The organism is Marinomonas maritima (assembly GCF_024435075.2).
Taxonomy (GTDB): Bacteria; Pseudomonadota; Gammaproteobacteria; order Pseudomonadales; family Marinomonadaceae; genus Marinomonas; species Marinomonas maritima.
Genome location: NZ_JAMZEG020000002.1, coordinates 475,344 through 492,008 on the forward strand (window position 1 = coordinate 475,344; position 16,665 = coordinate 492,008).

Consider the following 16,665-nt stretch of genomic DNA (forward strand, 5'->3'; position numbering starts at 1 on the left):
CAGTAGGTCAGATTGATGTCGACCGTATTACTTCTGATAGTGTTATTAATTCTGATGAATCATCATCCGGTAATTTAGTGGCGATCACAGGCTATGTTGGCAATGATGCAATGCCTGGAGACACAATAAGTATTACGTTGGATGGTGTTGTGATTGGTCAGGGTACGGTTTCTGAGGATCAAAATAGCAATGGGAAATATTTATATTCCGTTAATGTTTTGGGCTCCGATTTGGCGAATACAACTTTAGTAAATCCATCTATTGTTGTCACTGTTTCGGGTGAGGATGCCGCTGGAAATGCTTTTACAGCTCAAAGTACAGAGATTTATAAAGTTGATATTTTTGCAGATGTTGATGTTTTTGTTTCTGAAGCAAGCGGAGACAATGTCATCAATCTTGACGAGGTTGGTAATTTAACTGTCGGGGGATGGGTAGAGTCAGAAGGCACCGTGACTTCTATTACAATTACAGACAGTAACGGCAACTCCATTACCATTACTGATGGTATATCCACCGAAGATGATGGAAGTGGCTGGGACTATTTCGAGAAAAATGTCGATGTATCTACCTTGGCGGATGGACAGTTAAGTGTCGTGGTGAATACTGTTGATGCTTCTGGCAATACCGGCTCTTCGGAACCGCAGCTTATTGAGAAAGATACGGTTGCAGATTCAGGAACAGTAACAATTGATCCGATTACGTCAGATGACACGATTGATGGTATTGAATTAGGCCAAACAATTTCTATCTCTGGTAAGGCTGTTGGTGGTGATATTTCGGTAGGTGATATCGTTAAAATGACGATTAATAATACCGAATACTCTACAACGGTTAAAGCTGGCGGCATCTGGATGATTGCTGGTGTATTGGGCAGTGATTTGGCAGCTGATTCTGCGTTTGATGTGGTGGTTACATCCAGTGATGCAGCGGGTAATAAGGTCGAAAGTATTGGCACTTCTACACATAGCGTTGATCTTTCAGCAGAAGCAAACTTTAGTTTAGCTGAAGGCCAACAACATGTTTTAACTAATCTACCAGAAGGCTTTGAGTTCCCTGATGGTACAACAGAGGTTACTACGAACTTTGGCGGCACGATTACGTTAGGTGGCGATGGTGAGTATCGATATGATGCACCTGTCAGAGACCATGGTGACACCATTTCTGATAAAGACAGTGCCACTATTACGCTTGAAGATGGTCGTACCTTTATTGTGAATCTTGATATTCAAGACTCTGCTCCAGTGGCCGTAGATGACCAAGATAGTATTGTTGTTCGACATGAGACCTTTGAAGTGAGCGGAGTTGAAGCTAACTGGATTAGCTACACTAATGGCTCAGCCATTAAGGTCTTTGATGGTACTAGCTCTAATGGTGGGATAGACAACGATGATGGCAAAGACCAAATTCGTTGGGGAACATCTTCAGGACATCAATCTGGCTATGGCTTTATTGACAATGACGCGGAATTAAGCGGTAAGCTTGATCTTAACGAAGACATTATTGTTGGTACGTTTACCCATTATAATTATCCAGTGTCTTCAGGTAGTGCTATTACGGCCGCATCAATGGAAGTGGCGTTCGGGGTTACTGATGATACAGGAGTGAGTGAACCTGTAACGTTAACGGTGAATTTTGATCACAACGAAACACCAAATACATCAAATGCCGAAGCATCAAGAGACATAGTGACTGTTCAGAATACGTTCGTAACGTTTGAATGGGAAAGTGGTATTTACACGTTGCAAGTTGTTGGCTTTAGAGAGGTAGGTAACCCTGATGGTGAGGTGGTTACTTCTATTTATACCAATGAAAATGCAGCCACAAGTTATGAATTGGTAGTGCGTGTTGTCGAAGGTGAAGGCTATAGTTTGCCTGAAACGACGGGTAATGTTTTTGACGATAATGGGCTTGGTGCGGATCAATTAGAGTTGAGTGAGGATGGCGGCGTTACCGTCGTTGGTGTGTCTGCTGGTGAGACGGTTAGCTTGGGATATGCGGACGTTGGTCAAAGCATTAAAGGACAATTTGGTAACTTAGTGTTAGAGACGGATGGTAGTTACGTCTATGAAGTCACAACTGGCGTTTCCAATATTCCAACAGGTGCGACTGAAACTTTCTCTTATATGATACAAGATTCGGATGGAAGTACATCAACAGCGACGTTGACTATTAGTGTTGGTACCAATACCAATACCAATACCAATACGGCGCCTTCAGCTCAAGATGACAGCTCTTCTGACTCTCTGGTTACTTTATCAGAACAAACCTTAGAGATAAGTGTTGATAGCTTGCTTGAAAACGATACTGATGCTGATGGTGACGCTCTAACTGTGACGAGCATTAGCAATGTCCAAAATGGGTATGCATATTTGGATTCAATTGGTGTTATCCACTTTACGCCATTACAAGGATTTACTGGAGTGGCGACGTTTGACTACACAATTTCAGATGGGAGAGGTGGAAAAGATACGGCAACGGCATCAGTTACTGTAACAGCTGATGGCATTCTACCGACAGTGACTGTATCGACAGCAGAAAATACGCCGGATTACGATGTTAATGCATGGAAAGGACAGGATAGTAATTTTGAGTCTGGAGTATTAGCTAATCATGGAAACTCCCAAGGTGGAAATGACACGTATTATTTAAATGGAGATTTGAATTATTCTGCTAGCTCCGGTGATGGTAGTGATGAAATAGTAATCACAGGCAATGTTAACCGTACTTTAACGCTTGATTCAGGGGATTTTTCTGGTGATGGTGATGATAATCTACTAGTGAAAGGTGAACTGAATTCAAACGGATCAATATATAGTGGTGCAGGTAATGACTCTGTAGAAATTCGTGGGAATACTAATGCAGATGTTGACCTTTCTGATGGAGATGATCGTTTAGCTATTGGGGGGAGTGTTAACTCAAACTCTGAAATAGACTTAGGTGATGGAAATGATTCTGCGTACGTTGCACATGATCTAAGCGGTGAAATCGATGCTGGAAATGGTAACGATACTGTTGAAATTGGTCGAAATATTAACTCCAGTGGTGATGTTAAGTTGGGCAAGGGTGATGACGTACTATTGGTTCAAGGTGACATTTCTGGAGAAATTAAAGGCGAAAATGGAAATGATACGGTCATAATCCACGGTAACGTTTGGTCTGATGCCAAGATCGATTTGGGTAAAGGAAATGATGTTATCACCATAGGCGGTAAGCTTTATAGTGATGTTGACGGAGGTAAAGGAAGTGATTCTATCTATTTAGCTTCTTATACTAAAAACGATTATAACAATAACGTTGATAACATTAAGTCGAGGGTTATCAGCTTTGAAAATATTATGATGAGCGATGGAATTGTTAAAGGTGACTCAAGTGGCTTTAATAATGGCTCTTCTGCATTTAGTTATAGCGTATCTGTTGATATAGATAGCACTAGTAGCACGACAGAGACCTCCATGTTGACGTTGTTTGGTATTCCATCAACAGCGACACTTACGCTGGACGGCGAGACACTAACGGCTAATTCTGATGGAAATTATGACATTGAAATTACCAATGGTCAGACAACTATCGAAAATCTTAATGTATTAAGTGATAGTGCATTACCAGACTTAGTAGTAACCAGTACCGTATCTTATGCGCCTAGTGTGGTCGATACGACTAAAGATGAGGATAATTATCTTGTCGGCACTCAAGATGAGGACACCTTAGTCGGAGGCTTGGGAGATGACATCTTATTTGGTGGTGATGACGAAACATCAGATACGTTAACAGGTGGAGAAGGTAAAGATATTTTCATATTGAATGACACGACGGATGTATTGAATATAGATACGATTACTGACTTCAATGCAGCGGAAGACGCATTAGACTTAACGGACTTATTGACAGGTATAGCAGGAAGTCCTGATAAAGATGCTGATGCGGATCTGATTGCTGAGTTCTTGTCACAACATGTCAAGGTAACAGATGGCAATGTTAAAGTAGATGGTGAAGACGTTGCTACCTTTATAGAGGAAACATCTTCTTTCGATTCGAATAACGATGGCCTTGTAAATAGCTCTGATAGCATTAAAGTAATTTACAATAATGAAGAATACAGCATCAATATTGATGGCTAGTAAATAAATAGCACTAACTAAAAAGCCGAATTGGAATTTCCAATTCGGCTTTTTCATCTCTTGAACCTGTGGTTAATGACTGGACAGGCCTATAGGGCAACTAACTCCTGTTCCATTCAATCCACAGTAACCATTTGGATTCTTGTGTAGGTACTGTTGGTGATATTCTTCCGCAAAGTAGTAAGTGTCTAGTGGTTCAATTTCTGTGGTGATCATGCCGTGGCCAGCGGCTAATAACTCTTTTTGATACGCTGCTTGGCTTGCTTTTGCTATCGCAAAATCTTGCTCGCCTTTAGTGTAGATAACCGAGCGATATTGACTGCCTATGTCGTTTCCTTGTTTCATTCCTTGAGTTGGGTCATGGTTTTCCCAGAAAACGTTTAGGACGCCCTCTAGTGTGATAATGGAGGTATCAAAAATGACCTGTACTACTTCGCTGTGTCCTGTTTGACCAGAACAGACTTCTTCATACGTTGGATTTTTAGTGTAACCACCGGTATAGCCAACAGATGTTACGAGTACGCCTTTTGTATTCCATAACTTTCTTTCCGCTCCCCAGAAACACCCCATACCAAGAATCACTTCGGACTCTTTGTTGTTGGGTTTGCGGTCAAAGGGTTCATTGTTTACAGCGTGTATACCTGACACTTTTGAAGGTGTGTCTCTGCCGGGAAGGGCGTCTTTGTCAGTTGGAATGGTGGACTTTCGAAGAATATCTTCAATCTTATTGGTCATGTTCATCTCCTAACATCGTAATCAAAACTATTGGATGGCTTTCTTTTACCTTGTGATAGTAAAGGATTCAAGTACTTTAACAATGGCCGCTATTTTAGTAATGGATTGTTTGTATTAAAGTTTTTTGAACTTATCGCATGTAAATACTCTATCTCTCTTGACTCCTACTTTAGTTTACCTATAATACGCACCTCGTTAACACGGGTGAGGTGGTTTTCTTATCCAATTAAACATTTAATAAATGATTAAAGTTAATGAGGATTAGTCGCGGGATGGAGCAGTCTGGTAGCTCGTCGGGCTCATAACCCGAAGGTCGTAGGTTCGAATCCTGCTCCCGCAACCATTTAAAGAGATTTTAGATGGCAGGTCGTAGGTTCACTTTATATTAGAAAAGTGCTCCCGCAACCAACTAATCAAATGAAATTGTCAGTGATTCTTGAAAAAATTAATTTGTCGCGGGATGGAGCAGTCTGGTAGCTCGTCGGGCTCATAACCCGAAGGTCGTAGGTTCGAATCCTGCTCCCGCAACCATACAAGTTAATTTAGTCACAACAGTTCAACGTAAAAAAAGATAAAAATCTAAACTATATCAATAGCTTAGTGTGTCGCGGGATGGAGCAGTCTGGTAGCTCGTCGGGCTCATAACCCGAAGGTCGTAGGTTCGAATCCTGCTCCCGCAACCAAAAATCTAGTGTTTTTGGCCACACAATTTATCTTTATTTTCTGCATATAAACTATATATAAATCAATAGTTTAATCTGTCGCGGGATGGAGCAGTCTGGTAGCTCGTCGGGCTCATAACCCGAAGGTCGTAGGTTCGAATCCTGCTCCCGCAACCAAATATCAGATTTGGTCGTACAAATATTCAGAAACACATTACCAAAAAGTAAGCTATATCAATAGTTTAACTTGTCGCGGGATGGAGCAGTCTGGTAGCTCGTCGGGCTCATAACCCGAAGGTCGTAGGTTCGAATCCTGCTCCCGCAACCATTTCTTATATTCCAATCAAAGCTATAACTTTTTCATCAAATATTTTACGTTTTTTTCTTTCCTCTATTGCTTCTTTGATCTTCTATATCGTGCTTTTTAAAGGCTCATATGGCGAATCTGCGACCATATTGTAACCAAAATGCATATCCACCCCTCAAAAAATCATACTGCAAAGAAAGAGGTCCTGAGTTTGATGTACTTCTTTGGCCCTTCGGGTATGGGGCTATCAATGATAGTGTCTTAGCTTTATCTGATTTCAAGTTTCTAAACAAATAATATTCGAGTCATGTGTTTTCGTCATGAAAGGAGGTTATAGTTTAATGATAGAGGTTTTTAAGTACGACGAATTTTCTGGTTATACTTAAGTTTAAATGACACATCATAAATTGAGTTAACTACATATGAAGACTGTTCCGTTACGATGGTTGATTGTTGCCCCATTCGTAGTGCTTGCATTGATATCGGGTGTAACGATGTATTTGGTTTCCACGATAACCATTTCGAATATTGCAAATACGGTGGGAATACAATACATCAAAGAGGTAGAGGGGCGTATTTATGATCGTGTACAAAATTTCATGGCGCCGTTGAATAATATTGTTGAGGTTAATTTCAATGCTTTTTCTCATCGACCTGAGCTGCTTGATGATCTGACTCCCATAGCGAGCCGATTTTACGAGCAAGCGATGCCTCATACGCAAATGACGTTTATTTCTATTGCAACGGTCGATGGGCGTTACCTTGCTTCAGCGCAAGACCCTATCAGAAGAGGACAGCATAATATTGCAGCTAATTTTGTTCACAAAGCACTCACAATGGAAGGGTTTGAATACGATCAAGCAAACGCTATTGGCGCTAAGATACTGTCTGATCCAACCTTTAGTTATGACCCCAGAACACGACCATTTTATACGGATGCTACAAAAGAAAGAAGAATCACGTGGAGTGACATTCATCCTTACTATGGTTATCCCGCACTTGGTATTGGGTTGTCTGCTCCTATATACAATGTAAAAGGAGAATTCCTAGGCGTTACCGCGACAAGCATTGCCCTGATCGAGTTGGATCAATATCTTGAATCTCTAGAACTAGTCGATGGAGCTTATATATTTTTGGCCGAAGAAAATGGAGCACTAATTGCGACGTCGGAGCAGGGTGAGCTATACAGAACCGCTGACGGTGTGACGACTCGAGCTAATCTTAATGACCATTCTAATGAAGTGTTTCAGTTGGCGAGTCAGAACTTAGAAGAAGGAGCGCAAACGCTTAATATTAAAAGACAAGAGTATTTATATTATGTTCGACCGATAACGCTAAAATACGGAAAGAGCTGGCTGATAGGTATTTTAATTCCTAGTGCATATCATAAGAAAGTTTTAACAGACTACACCCACAGTACGATTATTATTACGCTGGTATTGTTTGTATGCATTGGGTTAATTGGTTCATTGATTGCTCGCTATATTGGCAAGCCAATTCAGCTTCTCAATAAAGCAGCAAATGATAATAATATCAAGAGTATTCAAGTTCTGCCTCAGCCTCTAAGTGGAATTCGAGAGATCAACTCTCTTAGTCAAGGGTTGAGCTCAATGGCAGATAATCTTTTTGATATAATGCAGAATTTGGAAGAAAAAGTATCGGAAAGAACCTCTTATCTACAAGGTGAAAATGAACATTTACTAGAGAGTTCTCTAACCGATGAGTTAACTGGCTTATATAACCGCCGCGGATTCAACCTAGCATTTGATCAAGTCTTAAAAAATGTTCAGAAAAACAAACAGCAGTTCACTTTGGTTTTGTGTGATGTTGACCATTTTAAATACATTAATGACAAATTTGGTCACACAGTGGGTGATTTTGCTCTAGTGTCTGTTGCCATGCATCTTAAGAAATATACACGAGCTACTATAGACATTGTTGCGCGCTATGGTGGTGATGAGTTTGCATTGGTGTTTCTAAATACTGATGTTGCTCAAGTGGAAAAAAGACTTAATAGCATTCGAGAAGAATGTGCTAGTACTCCAGTGGTTAAAAGCGAATACATCACGATGAGTTTTGGCGTTGTTCATGTCAGTGAAGGTTCATCTATTTCTGCGGAAGGTCTGATTGAACAAGCAGATCAGAAGCTATACCAAGCTAAGAATAATGGTAGAAATAAAATAGTTATTTAATTTTTTGTAGTATTTTGACCTATATTTAACCCTAGCTAATTAGATAAAAAGGGTATGCTAATGGATAAAGGAGGTCAGCCACGCTTACTCTTTATCGTTCTAAGAACTAGGTCTTATTGATTTATATAAAAGGTTTTGTATGAGAAAATCATGAGTAAGACTTTAAAGACTATGGTTGTGCAAGACGGAGAGCGACGTTGAAATTTATGTTATCACTTAGGTTTTTGATTGTGTCACTTTCTCTCTCAGGTGTCTTATTTACTATTGGGAATGGGTATTATTCAACATATCAATTACAAAAGAATCTTCTGATAGATGTATCACTAGAATCCAACCGAGTCTATGCGGAGAAGTTAGCCCATATGACAGAGAGCTTTCTAGAAAATGCTAAATCTCAGCTGGGTACTGGTGCTGTATTTGTCGCTCCTATGTTAGAGCGTAAAGTCATTCAATCTGCTGAATTACAATTAGGGTTAGATCAAATTAGAAATATGAGCCAAGGTTTTAACTCTGTCTCTATATTAGACCGAAATGGTGTGATTTTGTCTATTTCACCTAAATCTATCCGCCTGGAAGGTAGTCGTTTAAGCGATTCTATAACCAATAACTTTGAAGTTAGCTCAGCAAAATTCATTGGTCCTATTACTGGACCCACAGGAACTTACCTCTCTTTTTTATCACACCCAATATTTAGTAAAACTGGTGAGTATATTGGTGACTTGCTGGGGACTATCTACCTTCACGAAAACCGACTTTTGGATCGTTTACTCTCACAGCATGGCTATGTAGATGATTCTTATGTCTACGTTGTATCACCACAGAAAGATCTTATTTACCATCCATTGAAAAACCGAATAGGGGAAAAGGTAACCAATAACGAGGTTATAAATCGCGTTACAAAAGGTCAAAGTGGCTCGTTGGAAGTTGTTAATTCAAAAGGCGTTCCTATGGTCACTGGCTACGCGTATGTTAAAGAGTCAGGTTGGGGGATTGTTGCTCAAAGTCCACGAGCCACAGTCTTGAAAGAGCTAGATAGACAGCTATGGTTAGTGATGAAGCAGGCTATCCCTATGCAAATTCTTATCCTTACCTTTATTGTCGGCTCGGCTTATTTTATTGCTAGGCCCCTTCGTCAATTAGCTCAAAGTACAACAAGCCGAGATAGAACGATCAAAATAAAAGCTTGGTTTTATGAAGCTTATTTACTTAAAAAAGTCATTCGGAAGGAAATCGATTTTTTGAATGAGAAAGTGTCTAGGTTTGATGAAGATCGAAAAAAAGACGCTTTAACTGGTTTGATGAACCGTCGTGCAATGGATGAGCTTGTTGCAGGTTTGGTTGCGCAGTTGACGCCCTTTAGTGTGATTTTCTTTGATATTGACCATTTTAAACAGGTAAATGATGAGTTTGGCCATGATATTGGCGATGATGTGCTTAAAGCTCTTACCAGAATAGTCAGTCAAAAAGTAAATGATGAGGGGATTTTAATCCGTTCAGGTGGGGAGGAGTTTGTAGTAATACTGCCAGGTAAAAAACCACAGCACGCGATAGACTTAGCCGAAGAAATACGCGTGCTTGTGGAGCAAAAGGTGATACCGCAAATTTCCAGACCCATTACTATTTCGCTTGGTGTTTCTAGTTGGAATCATACCATGGAGGAAGGTGATGCATTCAAGCGCGCCGATCTTGCTATGTACGAGTCAAAAAATGCAGGACGTAACCGTGTTTCAAGTCGTTTTTACTAATTGTATTTAAGCACAAGCTGATCAGACCGATGGCTGACCAGAGTTTGCTAGGTGATATAACCCCATTTTATAGTTACGAGCTCGCGGTGTTTGTTTTTTGATTAGATGGATCCGTTTTTTGTGACTGGGAGGATTGAATTCGTTTATAAATTTCTTCTCGATGAACGCTCACCTCTTTTGGTGCTTTAATGCCAATGCGAACTTGAGGGCCTTGTACACTGATTACCATGATTTCCGTATCGTCTCCGATAATGATTTTCTCGCCGGGGCGTCGAGTGACTACGAGCATGATTCCATTCCTTTATTGGTTGTAGGCGATATTTAAAATACAGTTTATGTTGTTAGTTTGTCAACAGTTTACCATTTTAGATTTCTTAATAAGTTAGGGGTTCTAGGAGTCTTGTGCTTTCTGGATGGCCTAAAAGAGGGCTCTTGCTTGTTTGACAACACCAATGATATTGATTTTTTTAGATACTTCAATCGGTCGGTAGTTGGAGTTTAGTGGTTTTAAGTAGATGTGACCTGCGTCAATGACGAGCTTTTTAAAGGTAACTTCATTGCTGTCTTCTGTATCGACAACAACCAAATCACCATTTTTGGCGCTTTGATTCGGTTCAACAAGGATAAGGTACCCTTCTGGAATACTAATACCGGAAACTGACGTCATGCTATCGCCACTCACCGTTAGCCAAAATGCATTTATCGATGTTTCAAGAGGTGAATCTAACCATTCTGAATGATTACTTAGGTTTTTTTGTGCAGGCCATGCCGCTGCTTGCAAAGCGGTAATAATAGGTCGTTGATTATCTAATAGTGACTGCTGGGAAGGGCTGTCATTGTTATAACTGGACGGATTTTCTCTGACTTCAGATGCAGTTCCAAGTAATAGCCACTCAGGATCACAGCCAATCTCTTTAGATAGGCTTATTAATTTTCGAGGATTTTGTGTTCTGCCGTCTTCGATTTTTTGTAACGATTGCTGTGTGATGCCAACACGTTTTGCTAACTCTGCTTGAGTTAGTCCTAGTTCTATTCTTTTTTTCTTAACACGGTCAGCTATAGTCATTTCCTAATGATTACAACTTTATCTGTATTTGACAAACAATAAAAACTGTTATTATATACAGCAAAGGTTGTTAAGGAGGTTATATGTCAGCCATTGCAAAAGTAGTCGTCATTGTAGGAAGTCAAACGGCACTTGCTCGAATGTTAGGTGTGAAACAAGCTCATGTTTGGAATTGGCTACATGTCCATAAGCGCTGCCCTGCCAAATATATACGGCGAGCCTCATTCGCAACTAAGGGGGAAGTAACTGAAAGTGAGCTTCTGCAAGATCATGAGAGGATATCTTGAGTGTTAATTAAACAGAATCATTATGATGTGTTTCTAATCTAATCAATCGCCGTTTAATTATGTTTGTTTATTAAAATTTACTAGGTTATTAGCGGCGTTTAAATCATACTGTACAGATATACAGTTTGAGTGTTTTTTTATGCGCGTTTCGTATCTTGGTTCTTCAGAGTCTGCTGCTTTCATTGCGGCAAACAGTATTCGAATTCCTCTTTACTCGGAGTCAGCTAAGCTTTCTCCGAAGAGTCAGCCGTCTAAAGATAAATCTTTGGACCTTAATACCTTGTGTATCCAAAACCCGACGTCGACCTTTTTTGTACGAGCTCAAGGTGAATCGATTGCCAAAGTCGATATTCAAACGGGTGATGTGTTGGTAGCGGATCGTTCATTAACCGCTCGCCATGGGGATATTGTTATTGCCTATGAGCATGGCAAGATGTCGGTCATGATATTGGAGTTAAAACCTGATGTACTGCTTCGACCTAAAAACAAAGCTTATGCGGCAAGCGCTGTTCCTGTTGTCACATCAGAAACGTCGAGCTTAGAAATATTTGGTGTTGTGACCAGTGTGGTTCGTCAGTTGGATCGTGGTTAACATTTATCTATTGTAATAAAAACGCCTTTCACTACATGATAGTGAAAGGCGTATTGGCCATCCAGCCTAGTGTTTTACCGTCACTTTAGAGCCTTCTATGGTGACGATGTAGTTATCCGTCGCTCGGCTGTTCCCCCGGCGGTATTTGAGACTTTCCTATTACTGCCTTTTCGATGTCTTTGTTACCCGCCAATGGACGAATATGCCCGTTGTCGCGATAGAAACCAATGTCTTTTAAATAGTGATCGTCAAGTTGACGAAAAACTTGGTTGGTACGGCGAGTTTCGAAATAGTCTTTAGCAGCGTTGAATAGGGCAATGATACTCATAAATATTCTCCAAATTTTTTTTTGGCGAAATTTACGAGGTTTTTTTATATAAGTGACCGCGTAAATTTCGCGGTCAATGGTGAATTACACAGGCATTGAACGCGTAGACAAAATGGAACGTACTCGTGTATAGCAAGTCGTCATAGAAGAAGCATAATGATTCAGTGTTTGTTTATTCATTTGTCTTCTCCTTCATCTTTGTTTGGCATTCGATTGTGTAATTTTTGCTCTTTGAGCTTCTTGATTTAGCCTTCTTTGATGCTTTATGTCAATTGCTTATACCGAAATAATGTTTCTTTATTTTAGTTCTTTCCGTTGGTTTCTTTTTTGTCATAAAAACAGTTGGCTGGTGGTGATATTGCTGCGGCTTTTTGCTGTACAATTTACCGCGATTTTTATTGTCCTTTTTTGTATTTAATCAGTGTAGTAGACCCCCATGGCAACAAAAGCAACAGTTTATAAAACATCGGTTCAAGTGTCCGATATGGATCGAAATCATTACCAAAGTTATGATCTAACCTTGGCATTACACCCTTCAGAAACCGAAGAGCGAATGATGGTTCGTTTGGCCGCGTTTGCTTTGTTAGCCGATGAAAAAGAAGGTGGTGAACAGTTAGGTTTTTCTAAAGGTATTAGCACGGAAGATGAGCCTGATCTTTGGCAGAAAAATTATTCTGATGAAATTCTTCTGTGGGTAGAATTGGGCCAGCCAGACGAAAAACGCCTACGGAAAGCGTGCGGTCGAGCTCGACAAGTTGTGATCGTCAACTATAACGACAAATCAGATATTTGGTGGGAACAAAATAAAGGCAAAAATAGCCGCTTTGATAACATGCGAGTGTTGCAGTTTTCGGAAGTTCAAGTACAAGCTTTGGCGAAAATTTGTACGCGTTCTATGCAGCTGAATGTCACCATTCAAGACGGTGAAATGTGGATTTCGGGTGAGTTGGGTGAATGCGCGTTAACGCCAATGTGGCGAGGCGAGGCATAAGCTCGCTCGACACATTGTTGTAATCTTAACCGAATCAGGCTTTGTGTAGCGTGCTATGAAACAAAGCAACCGCCTTGTTATAACACTCTAAGGCGAGGGCTGGATCGTAACGATCGCCTTCGTCTCGCATGAACGCATGTTGACCGTTAAACTCGTGCCACGTAAACAAGCGATCTGTCTCGATCAATTGTTGATAAATTTTCTGTCGACCTTGTGTTGAAACATGCGGATCTTGCTTGCCCCACACCATAACCAATTCCCCTTGAATGTCTTTGGTACGAGTGAAGGAGTCGTTGTCTTTTTCGCAAGGGATGGTGTTGGAGTGAATGTCAGTTGCATACAGGCAAAAAGCCGATTGGATACAAGGATTCAAAGCCGCTCGATATGCCAAATGACCGCCTAAGCAAACGCCCATCGCACCAAATTGGCCGGTGCAGTAATCTTCCTGTTCAAAGTAACCAATCATAGCAACAGTGTCGCTGTCGTGGGCTTCAAGCGTTTTAGTGAATTTGTCGGAGTTGCCTTTGTCTTTGCCTTCATCATCGTAGCCCAAGACGGTGCCAATTGGATTAAGCTCATGAAACACTTCTGGAACGATAACCACAAAACCATGCCCTGCCATCATCGCGGCGGAACGAGCGATAGGTGCTGTTTGTTGGAAAATTTCAGAATAAAAGAAGATGCAAGGAAAGCGACCGTCGGCTTGAGGACGATAAACAGTACAGCGCATGGTGCCAGTTGGCGTGTTAATATCTTGATCGTGTCGTTGAATGATCATGGTTTTCCTTAAACGATTCGTTATTTTCCTACATGATATTCGACCCAAGACAGATGAGCTAGCAGTAAGCCGCGAATAATGTGCTTCGGAAAGGCTGAAAGTACTCGATTTAAAATCGACAAAAAAACAAGTGAGAAGAATGCGTGCGAATTTTATTGATCAGCGCTTACGAAGCAAGCAGCCATAAGGCTTGGGCAAACACCTTAATGAACGGTCTGAGTGAGCATCGCTGGTGCTATTTGTCTTTACCTGCTCGACATTTTGCTTGGCGTATTCGAGGCAATGCCATGAGTTTTGCTTTTGATCCTAGGTTCAAATCCACGCTGGAACAGCCTTATGATTTGGTGATCGCCACGTCGATGACGGATTGTGTTGGTCTAAAAGCTTTTTGCCCCGACTTACAAAATATTCCTTGGTTACTCTATTTTCACGAAAACCAATTTGCCTATCCTGCCAGTGACAAACAACAAGGTTTGATCGAAATGCAAATGGTGACTTTATACAGTGCTTTGGCGGCGGACTTATGTGTCTTTAATAGTCAGTTCAATAAAGATTCTTTTTTTGATGGTGCCCGAGCATTGTTAAAAAAACTACCTGATTACGTTTCACCAGATTGGTTGATCAATACTGAGCAAACATCGCAAGTACTGCCTGTGCCGCTGGATATTCAGAGTCAACCAGAAAAGAGCGGTAGTCTAACGCCAGTAGAAGCACAGACCATTAAATTGGTGTGGTCTGCGCGTTGGGAGTTTGATAAAGGACCAGACCGATTGCTTGCCATCTTAGAAGAGTTAGAGCGCCGCGATGTTGCTTATGAGATTGCGATACTTGGAGAGCAATTTCGTTCTATTCCAGAAGAGTTCAATCAGATCAAGGTCCAATTCTCACATCGTATTACGCAATTTGGCTTTGCTGAAAGTAGAGTAGGCTACTTGGCTTTTTTGGCGTCAGCCGACATTGTGCTGTCTACCGCGTTACATGAGTTTCAAGGTCTTTCTGTTCTTGAAGCGGTTGCACTTGGTTGTGTTCCTGTATTGCCCAATCGGCAGGTGTATCCTGAGCTATTTGGCGACGAATATTTGTATGCAAGTGACATTAAAAATACACAGATAGAGGCTAAAGCGGCGGTTGACCTAATTCAGCGTCTTGTTGTAAATGCTCAAAAAGCCCCGTTTGTTAGTCAATATTTAGCGAAAGCGCTGCTACCACACTATGATGTGCTGATTAAGAAAATGAATGGCTAACGCGTTTGTTATGTATAGACAACCTATCTTAATTTCCTAGTGCTGAATACCTTTCTTCATGTCAACAGCAAGGCATGCTGTCTATATTTGTTGTGTATTATTAGTGCATAACGCTTTATTTTGCTCTTTACTTGTGCGATTCTCGCGGTGTTAGCGTTAAAAAATAAAAACAAAACTCTATTTATCTCTGTTTATAAAGCGGTGTTCATACAAATATTTTAAATGTATATACATGTTGGTATGTATGTTGCTTTTTACTTAGTGATTAATAACGTTCTCATAGGAAGTCACAATATGAATGCAACAGATTCAACCCCAAAAGGTCTATCACCGCTATCGCTTCTAAAGTTGGTAGTTTATAGCTGTATCGGTATTTTCTTCTTTTTTGTTCCCATCGACATTGGCGGTAAAGAAACAATTCCACTGGATCATATCGTTTCATGGCTAAGAAAAGACTTTGCTCAAGCCGCTGAAATTTATGCCGTTTTAGCCGTGCTTGCCGGTGGCGCATATCCTTTCATTACAGGAAAGTGGCGTGTAAGCAAAACACAAACTGTCTTGTCTATTTTTAAAGTCTTGGGTGTTATCACAGCCTTGATGGCATTTTTATCGATGGGTCCTGCGTTTTTATTCGAAAAGGACATGCTGCCATTCTTGTTTAGTAAATTGGTGGTTCCTGTAGGTTTAATTGTTCCTATTGGTGCGGTGTTTCTAGCCTTCTTAATTGGTTATGGCTTATTGGAATTTGCTGGCGTGCTTTTACAGCCGATCATGAAACCGCTCTTCAAAACACCGGGTAAGTCAGCGATTGATGCGGTAGCGTCTTTTGTAGGAAGTTACTCCATCGGTTTGCTGATCACCAATCGAGTGTATAAATCGGGTCAGTATTCAGCAAAAGAAGCAGCGATTATCGCAACGGGCTTTTCCACAGTATCCGCAACCTTCATGGTGATTGTGGCGAAAACCCTTGGTTTGATGGACGTATGGAACGTGTTTTTCTGGGCTACGTTATTGATCACCTTCGTCGTGACGGCCATCACGGTGCGTTTATTTCCGCTTAGCAAAATGGATGACACAGCAGAGCATCGTGAAATCGAAGTATTTGAACACTCGCGCTTTAAGCAAGCCTTATTGGAAGGTTTGGACGTGGCCAGCAATGCGGATTCTATTGGTCGTAACATTCTAAAAAACCTTAAAGAAGGCATGTTAATGGCGATGAGTATTTTGCCATCTATTATGTCTGTCGGTTTGTGTGGTTTGTTGTTAGCGAAATACACGCCTGTTTTCGAATGGATAGGGTATTTATTTTACCCGTTCGCTTGGATTGCCCAATTACCCGATCCAATGATGGTCGCTACAGCGTCTGCAACCGGCTTAGCAGAAATGTTTTTGCCCGCATTAATCGCAGCAAAAAGTGTGTTTGTGGTGAAGTTCGTTGTTGGTGTTGTATCTATCTCATCGATACTCTTTTTCTCCGCGTCGATTCCTTGCATCCTATCAACAGAGATTCCGTTGAATATTAAGCAAATGCTAATCGTTTGGTACCAACGTGTGGCGCTAACAATTTTGATCGCCTCGCCTGTTGCGTTTTGGGCAGAGCAATTCGTTCAATAACACGCC

General features: G+C 40.9%; 13 protein-coding genes and 5 tRNA genes. 13 read left to right on the top strand and 5 right to left on the bottom strand.

Annotated features, from left to right (window positions below; all coding sequences use genetic code 11):
• Positions 1 to 26: 26 nt before the first annotated feature.
• Positions 27 to 4,118 carry an Ig-like domain-containing protein gene (locus M3I01_RS08250; protein WP_275565096.1) on the top strand — a complete coding sequence of 1,364 codons (4,092 nt, stop codon included), beginning with the start codon at positions 27 to 29 and terminating at the stop codon, positions 4,116 to 4,118.
• 72 nt (positions 4,119 to 4,190) lie between these two features.
• On the opposite strand, the gene msrA is transcribed toward M3I01_RS08250, so the two are convergent.
• Entirely contained in the window at positions 4,191 to 4,853 is a 663-nt protein-coding gene (gene msrA, locus M3I01_RS08255; protein ID WP_275565021.1) for a peptide-methionine (S)-S-oxide reductase MsrA, read from the bottom strand.
• Between the two features lie 266 nt (positions 4,854 to 5,119).
• Between msrA and M3I01_RS08260 the strand changes: the two genes are divergently transcribed.
• The 7 genes from M3I01_RS08260 to M3I01_RS08290 all read left to right on the top strand — a co-directional run bounded on the left by M3I01_RS08260 (position 5,120) and on the right by M3I01_RS08290 (position 9,759).
• Positions 5,120 to 5,196 (top strand) — tRNA-Met (locus M3I01_RS08260).
• 111 nt (positions 5,197 to 5,307) lie between these two features.
• Positions 5,308 to 5,384, top strand: a tRNA-Met gene (locus M3I01_RS08265).
• A 75-nt stretch (positions 5,385 to 5,459) separates the two neighbouring features.
• Positions 5,460 to 5,536, top strand: a tRNA-Met gene (locus M3I01_RS08270).
• Between the two features lie 79 nt (positions 5,537 to 5,615).
• Positions 5,616 to 5,692: transfer RNA gene (locus M3I01_RS08275), tRNA-Met, on the top strand.
• Positions 5,693 to 5,766: 74 nt separating this feature from the next.
• A tRNA-Met gene (locus tag M3I01_RS08280) sits at positions 5,767 to 5,843 on the top strand.
• Positions 5,844 to 6,244: 401 nt separating this feature from the next.
• On the top strand, positions 6,245 to 8,014 hold the full coding sequence (locus M3I01_RS08285) for a diguanylate cyclase (RefSeq protein WP_255895323.1): 1,770 nt from the start codon (positions 6,245 to 6,247) through the stop codon (positions 8,012 to 8,014).
• 362 nt (positions 8,015 to 8,376) lie between these two features.
• Positions 8,377 to 9,759: a sensor domain-containing diguanylate cyclase gene (locus M3I01_RS08290; RefSeq protein WP_394358973.1), complete on the top strand. Its 1,383-nt coding sequence runs from the start codon at positions 8,377 to 8,379 to the stop codon at positions 9,757 to 9,759.
• Positions 9,760 to 9,832: 73 nt separating this feature from the next.
• Here M3I01_RS08290 and csrA read toward each other — a convergent pair whose 3' ends face one another.
• Together csrA and M3I01_RS08300 are read right to left on the bottom strand one after the other, a co-directional pair.
• Complete coding sequence (csrA, locus tag M3I01_RS08295) at positions 9,833 to 10,048, bottom strand: carbon storage regulator CsrA (RefSeq protein WP_255895324.1); 216 nt, start codon at positions 10,046 to 10,048, stop codon at positions 9,833 to 9,835.
• Positions 10,049 to 10,177: 129 nt separating this feature from the next.
• Positions 10,178 to 10,825: a LexA family protein gene (locus tag M3I01_RS08300; RefSeq protein WP_255895325.1), complete on the bottom strand. Its 648-nt coding sequence runs from the start codon at positions 10,823 to 10,825 to the stop codon at positions 10,178 to 10,180.
• 83 nt (positions 10,826 to 10,908) lie between these two features.
• Between M3I01_RS08300 and M3I01_RS08305 the strand changes: the two genes are divergently transcribed.
• Both M3I01_RS08305 and M3I01_RS08310 read left to right on the top strand, forming a co-directional pair.
• Positions 10,909 to 11,112, top strand: coding sequence for a YdaS family helix-turn-helix protein (locus M3I01_RS08305; RefSeq protein WP_255895326.1), 204 nt, complete (start codon positions 10,909 to 10,911; stop codon positions 11,110 to 11,112).
• A gap of 139 nt (positions 11,113 to 11,251) precedes the next feature.
• On the top strand, positions 11,252 to 11,704 hold the full coding sequence (locus tag M3I01_RS08310; protein WP_255895327.1) for a S24 family peptidase: 453 nt from the start codon (positions 11,252 to 11,254) through the stop codon (positions 11,702 to 11,704).
• 112 nt (positions 11,705 to 11,816) lie between these two features.
• Here M3I01_RS08310 and M3I01_RS08315 read toward each other — a convergent pair whose 3' ends face one another.
• The gene (locus M3I01_RS08315) at positions 11,817 to 12,032 is read right to left on the bottom strand and encodes a DUF1127 domain-containing protein (protein WP_255895328.1); all 216 of its coding nucleotides are present in this window, start codon (positions 12,030 to 12,032) and stop codon (positions 11,817 to 11,819) included.
• Positions 12,033 to 12,468: 436 nt separating this feature from the next.
• Here M3I01_RS08315 and M3I01_RS08320 point away from each other — a divergent pair, with 436 nt between their 5' ends.
• Positions 12,469 to 13,023, top strand: a complete 555-nt coding sequence (locus M3I01_RS08320) for a YaeQ family protein (protein ID WP_255895329.1) — start codon at positions 12,469 to 12,471, stop codon at positions 13,021 to 13,023.
• 34 nt (positions 13,024 to 13,057) lie between these two features.
• Here the strand turns inward: M3I01_RS08320 and M3I01_RS08325 are convergent, their stop codons facing one another.
• Positions 13,058 to 13,801, bottom strand: coding sequence for a dienelactone hydrolase family protein (locus M3I01_RS08325; RefSeq protein ID WP_255895330.1), 744 nt, complete (start codon positions 13,799 to 13,801; stop codon positions 13,058 to 13,060).
• Between the two features lie 143 nt (positions 13,802 to 13,944).
• Here M3I01_RS08325 and M3I01_RS08330 point away from each other — a divergent pair, with 143 nt between their 5' ends.
• Complete coding sequence (locus M3I01_RS08330) at positions 13,945 to 15,045, top strand: tRNA-queuosine alpha-mannosyltransferase domain-containing protein (protein ID WP_255895331.1); 1,101 nt, start codon at positions 13,945 to 13,947, stop codon at positions 15,043 to 15,045.
• Between the two features lie 294 nt (positions 15,046 to 15,339).
• Positions 15,340 to 16,659 (top strand): YjiH family protein, encoded by a 1,320-nt coding sequence (locus M3I01_RS08335; protein WP_255895332.1) that lies wholly within the window; start codon positions 15,340 to 15,342, stop codon positions 16,657 to 16,659.
• Positions 16,660 to 16,665 lie beyond the last annotated feature (6 nt).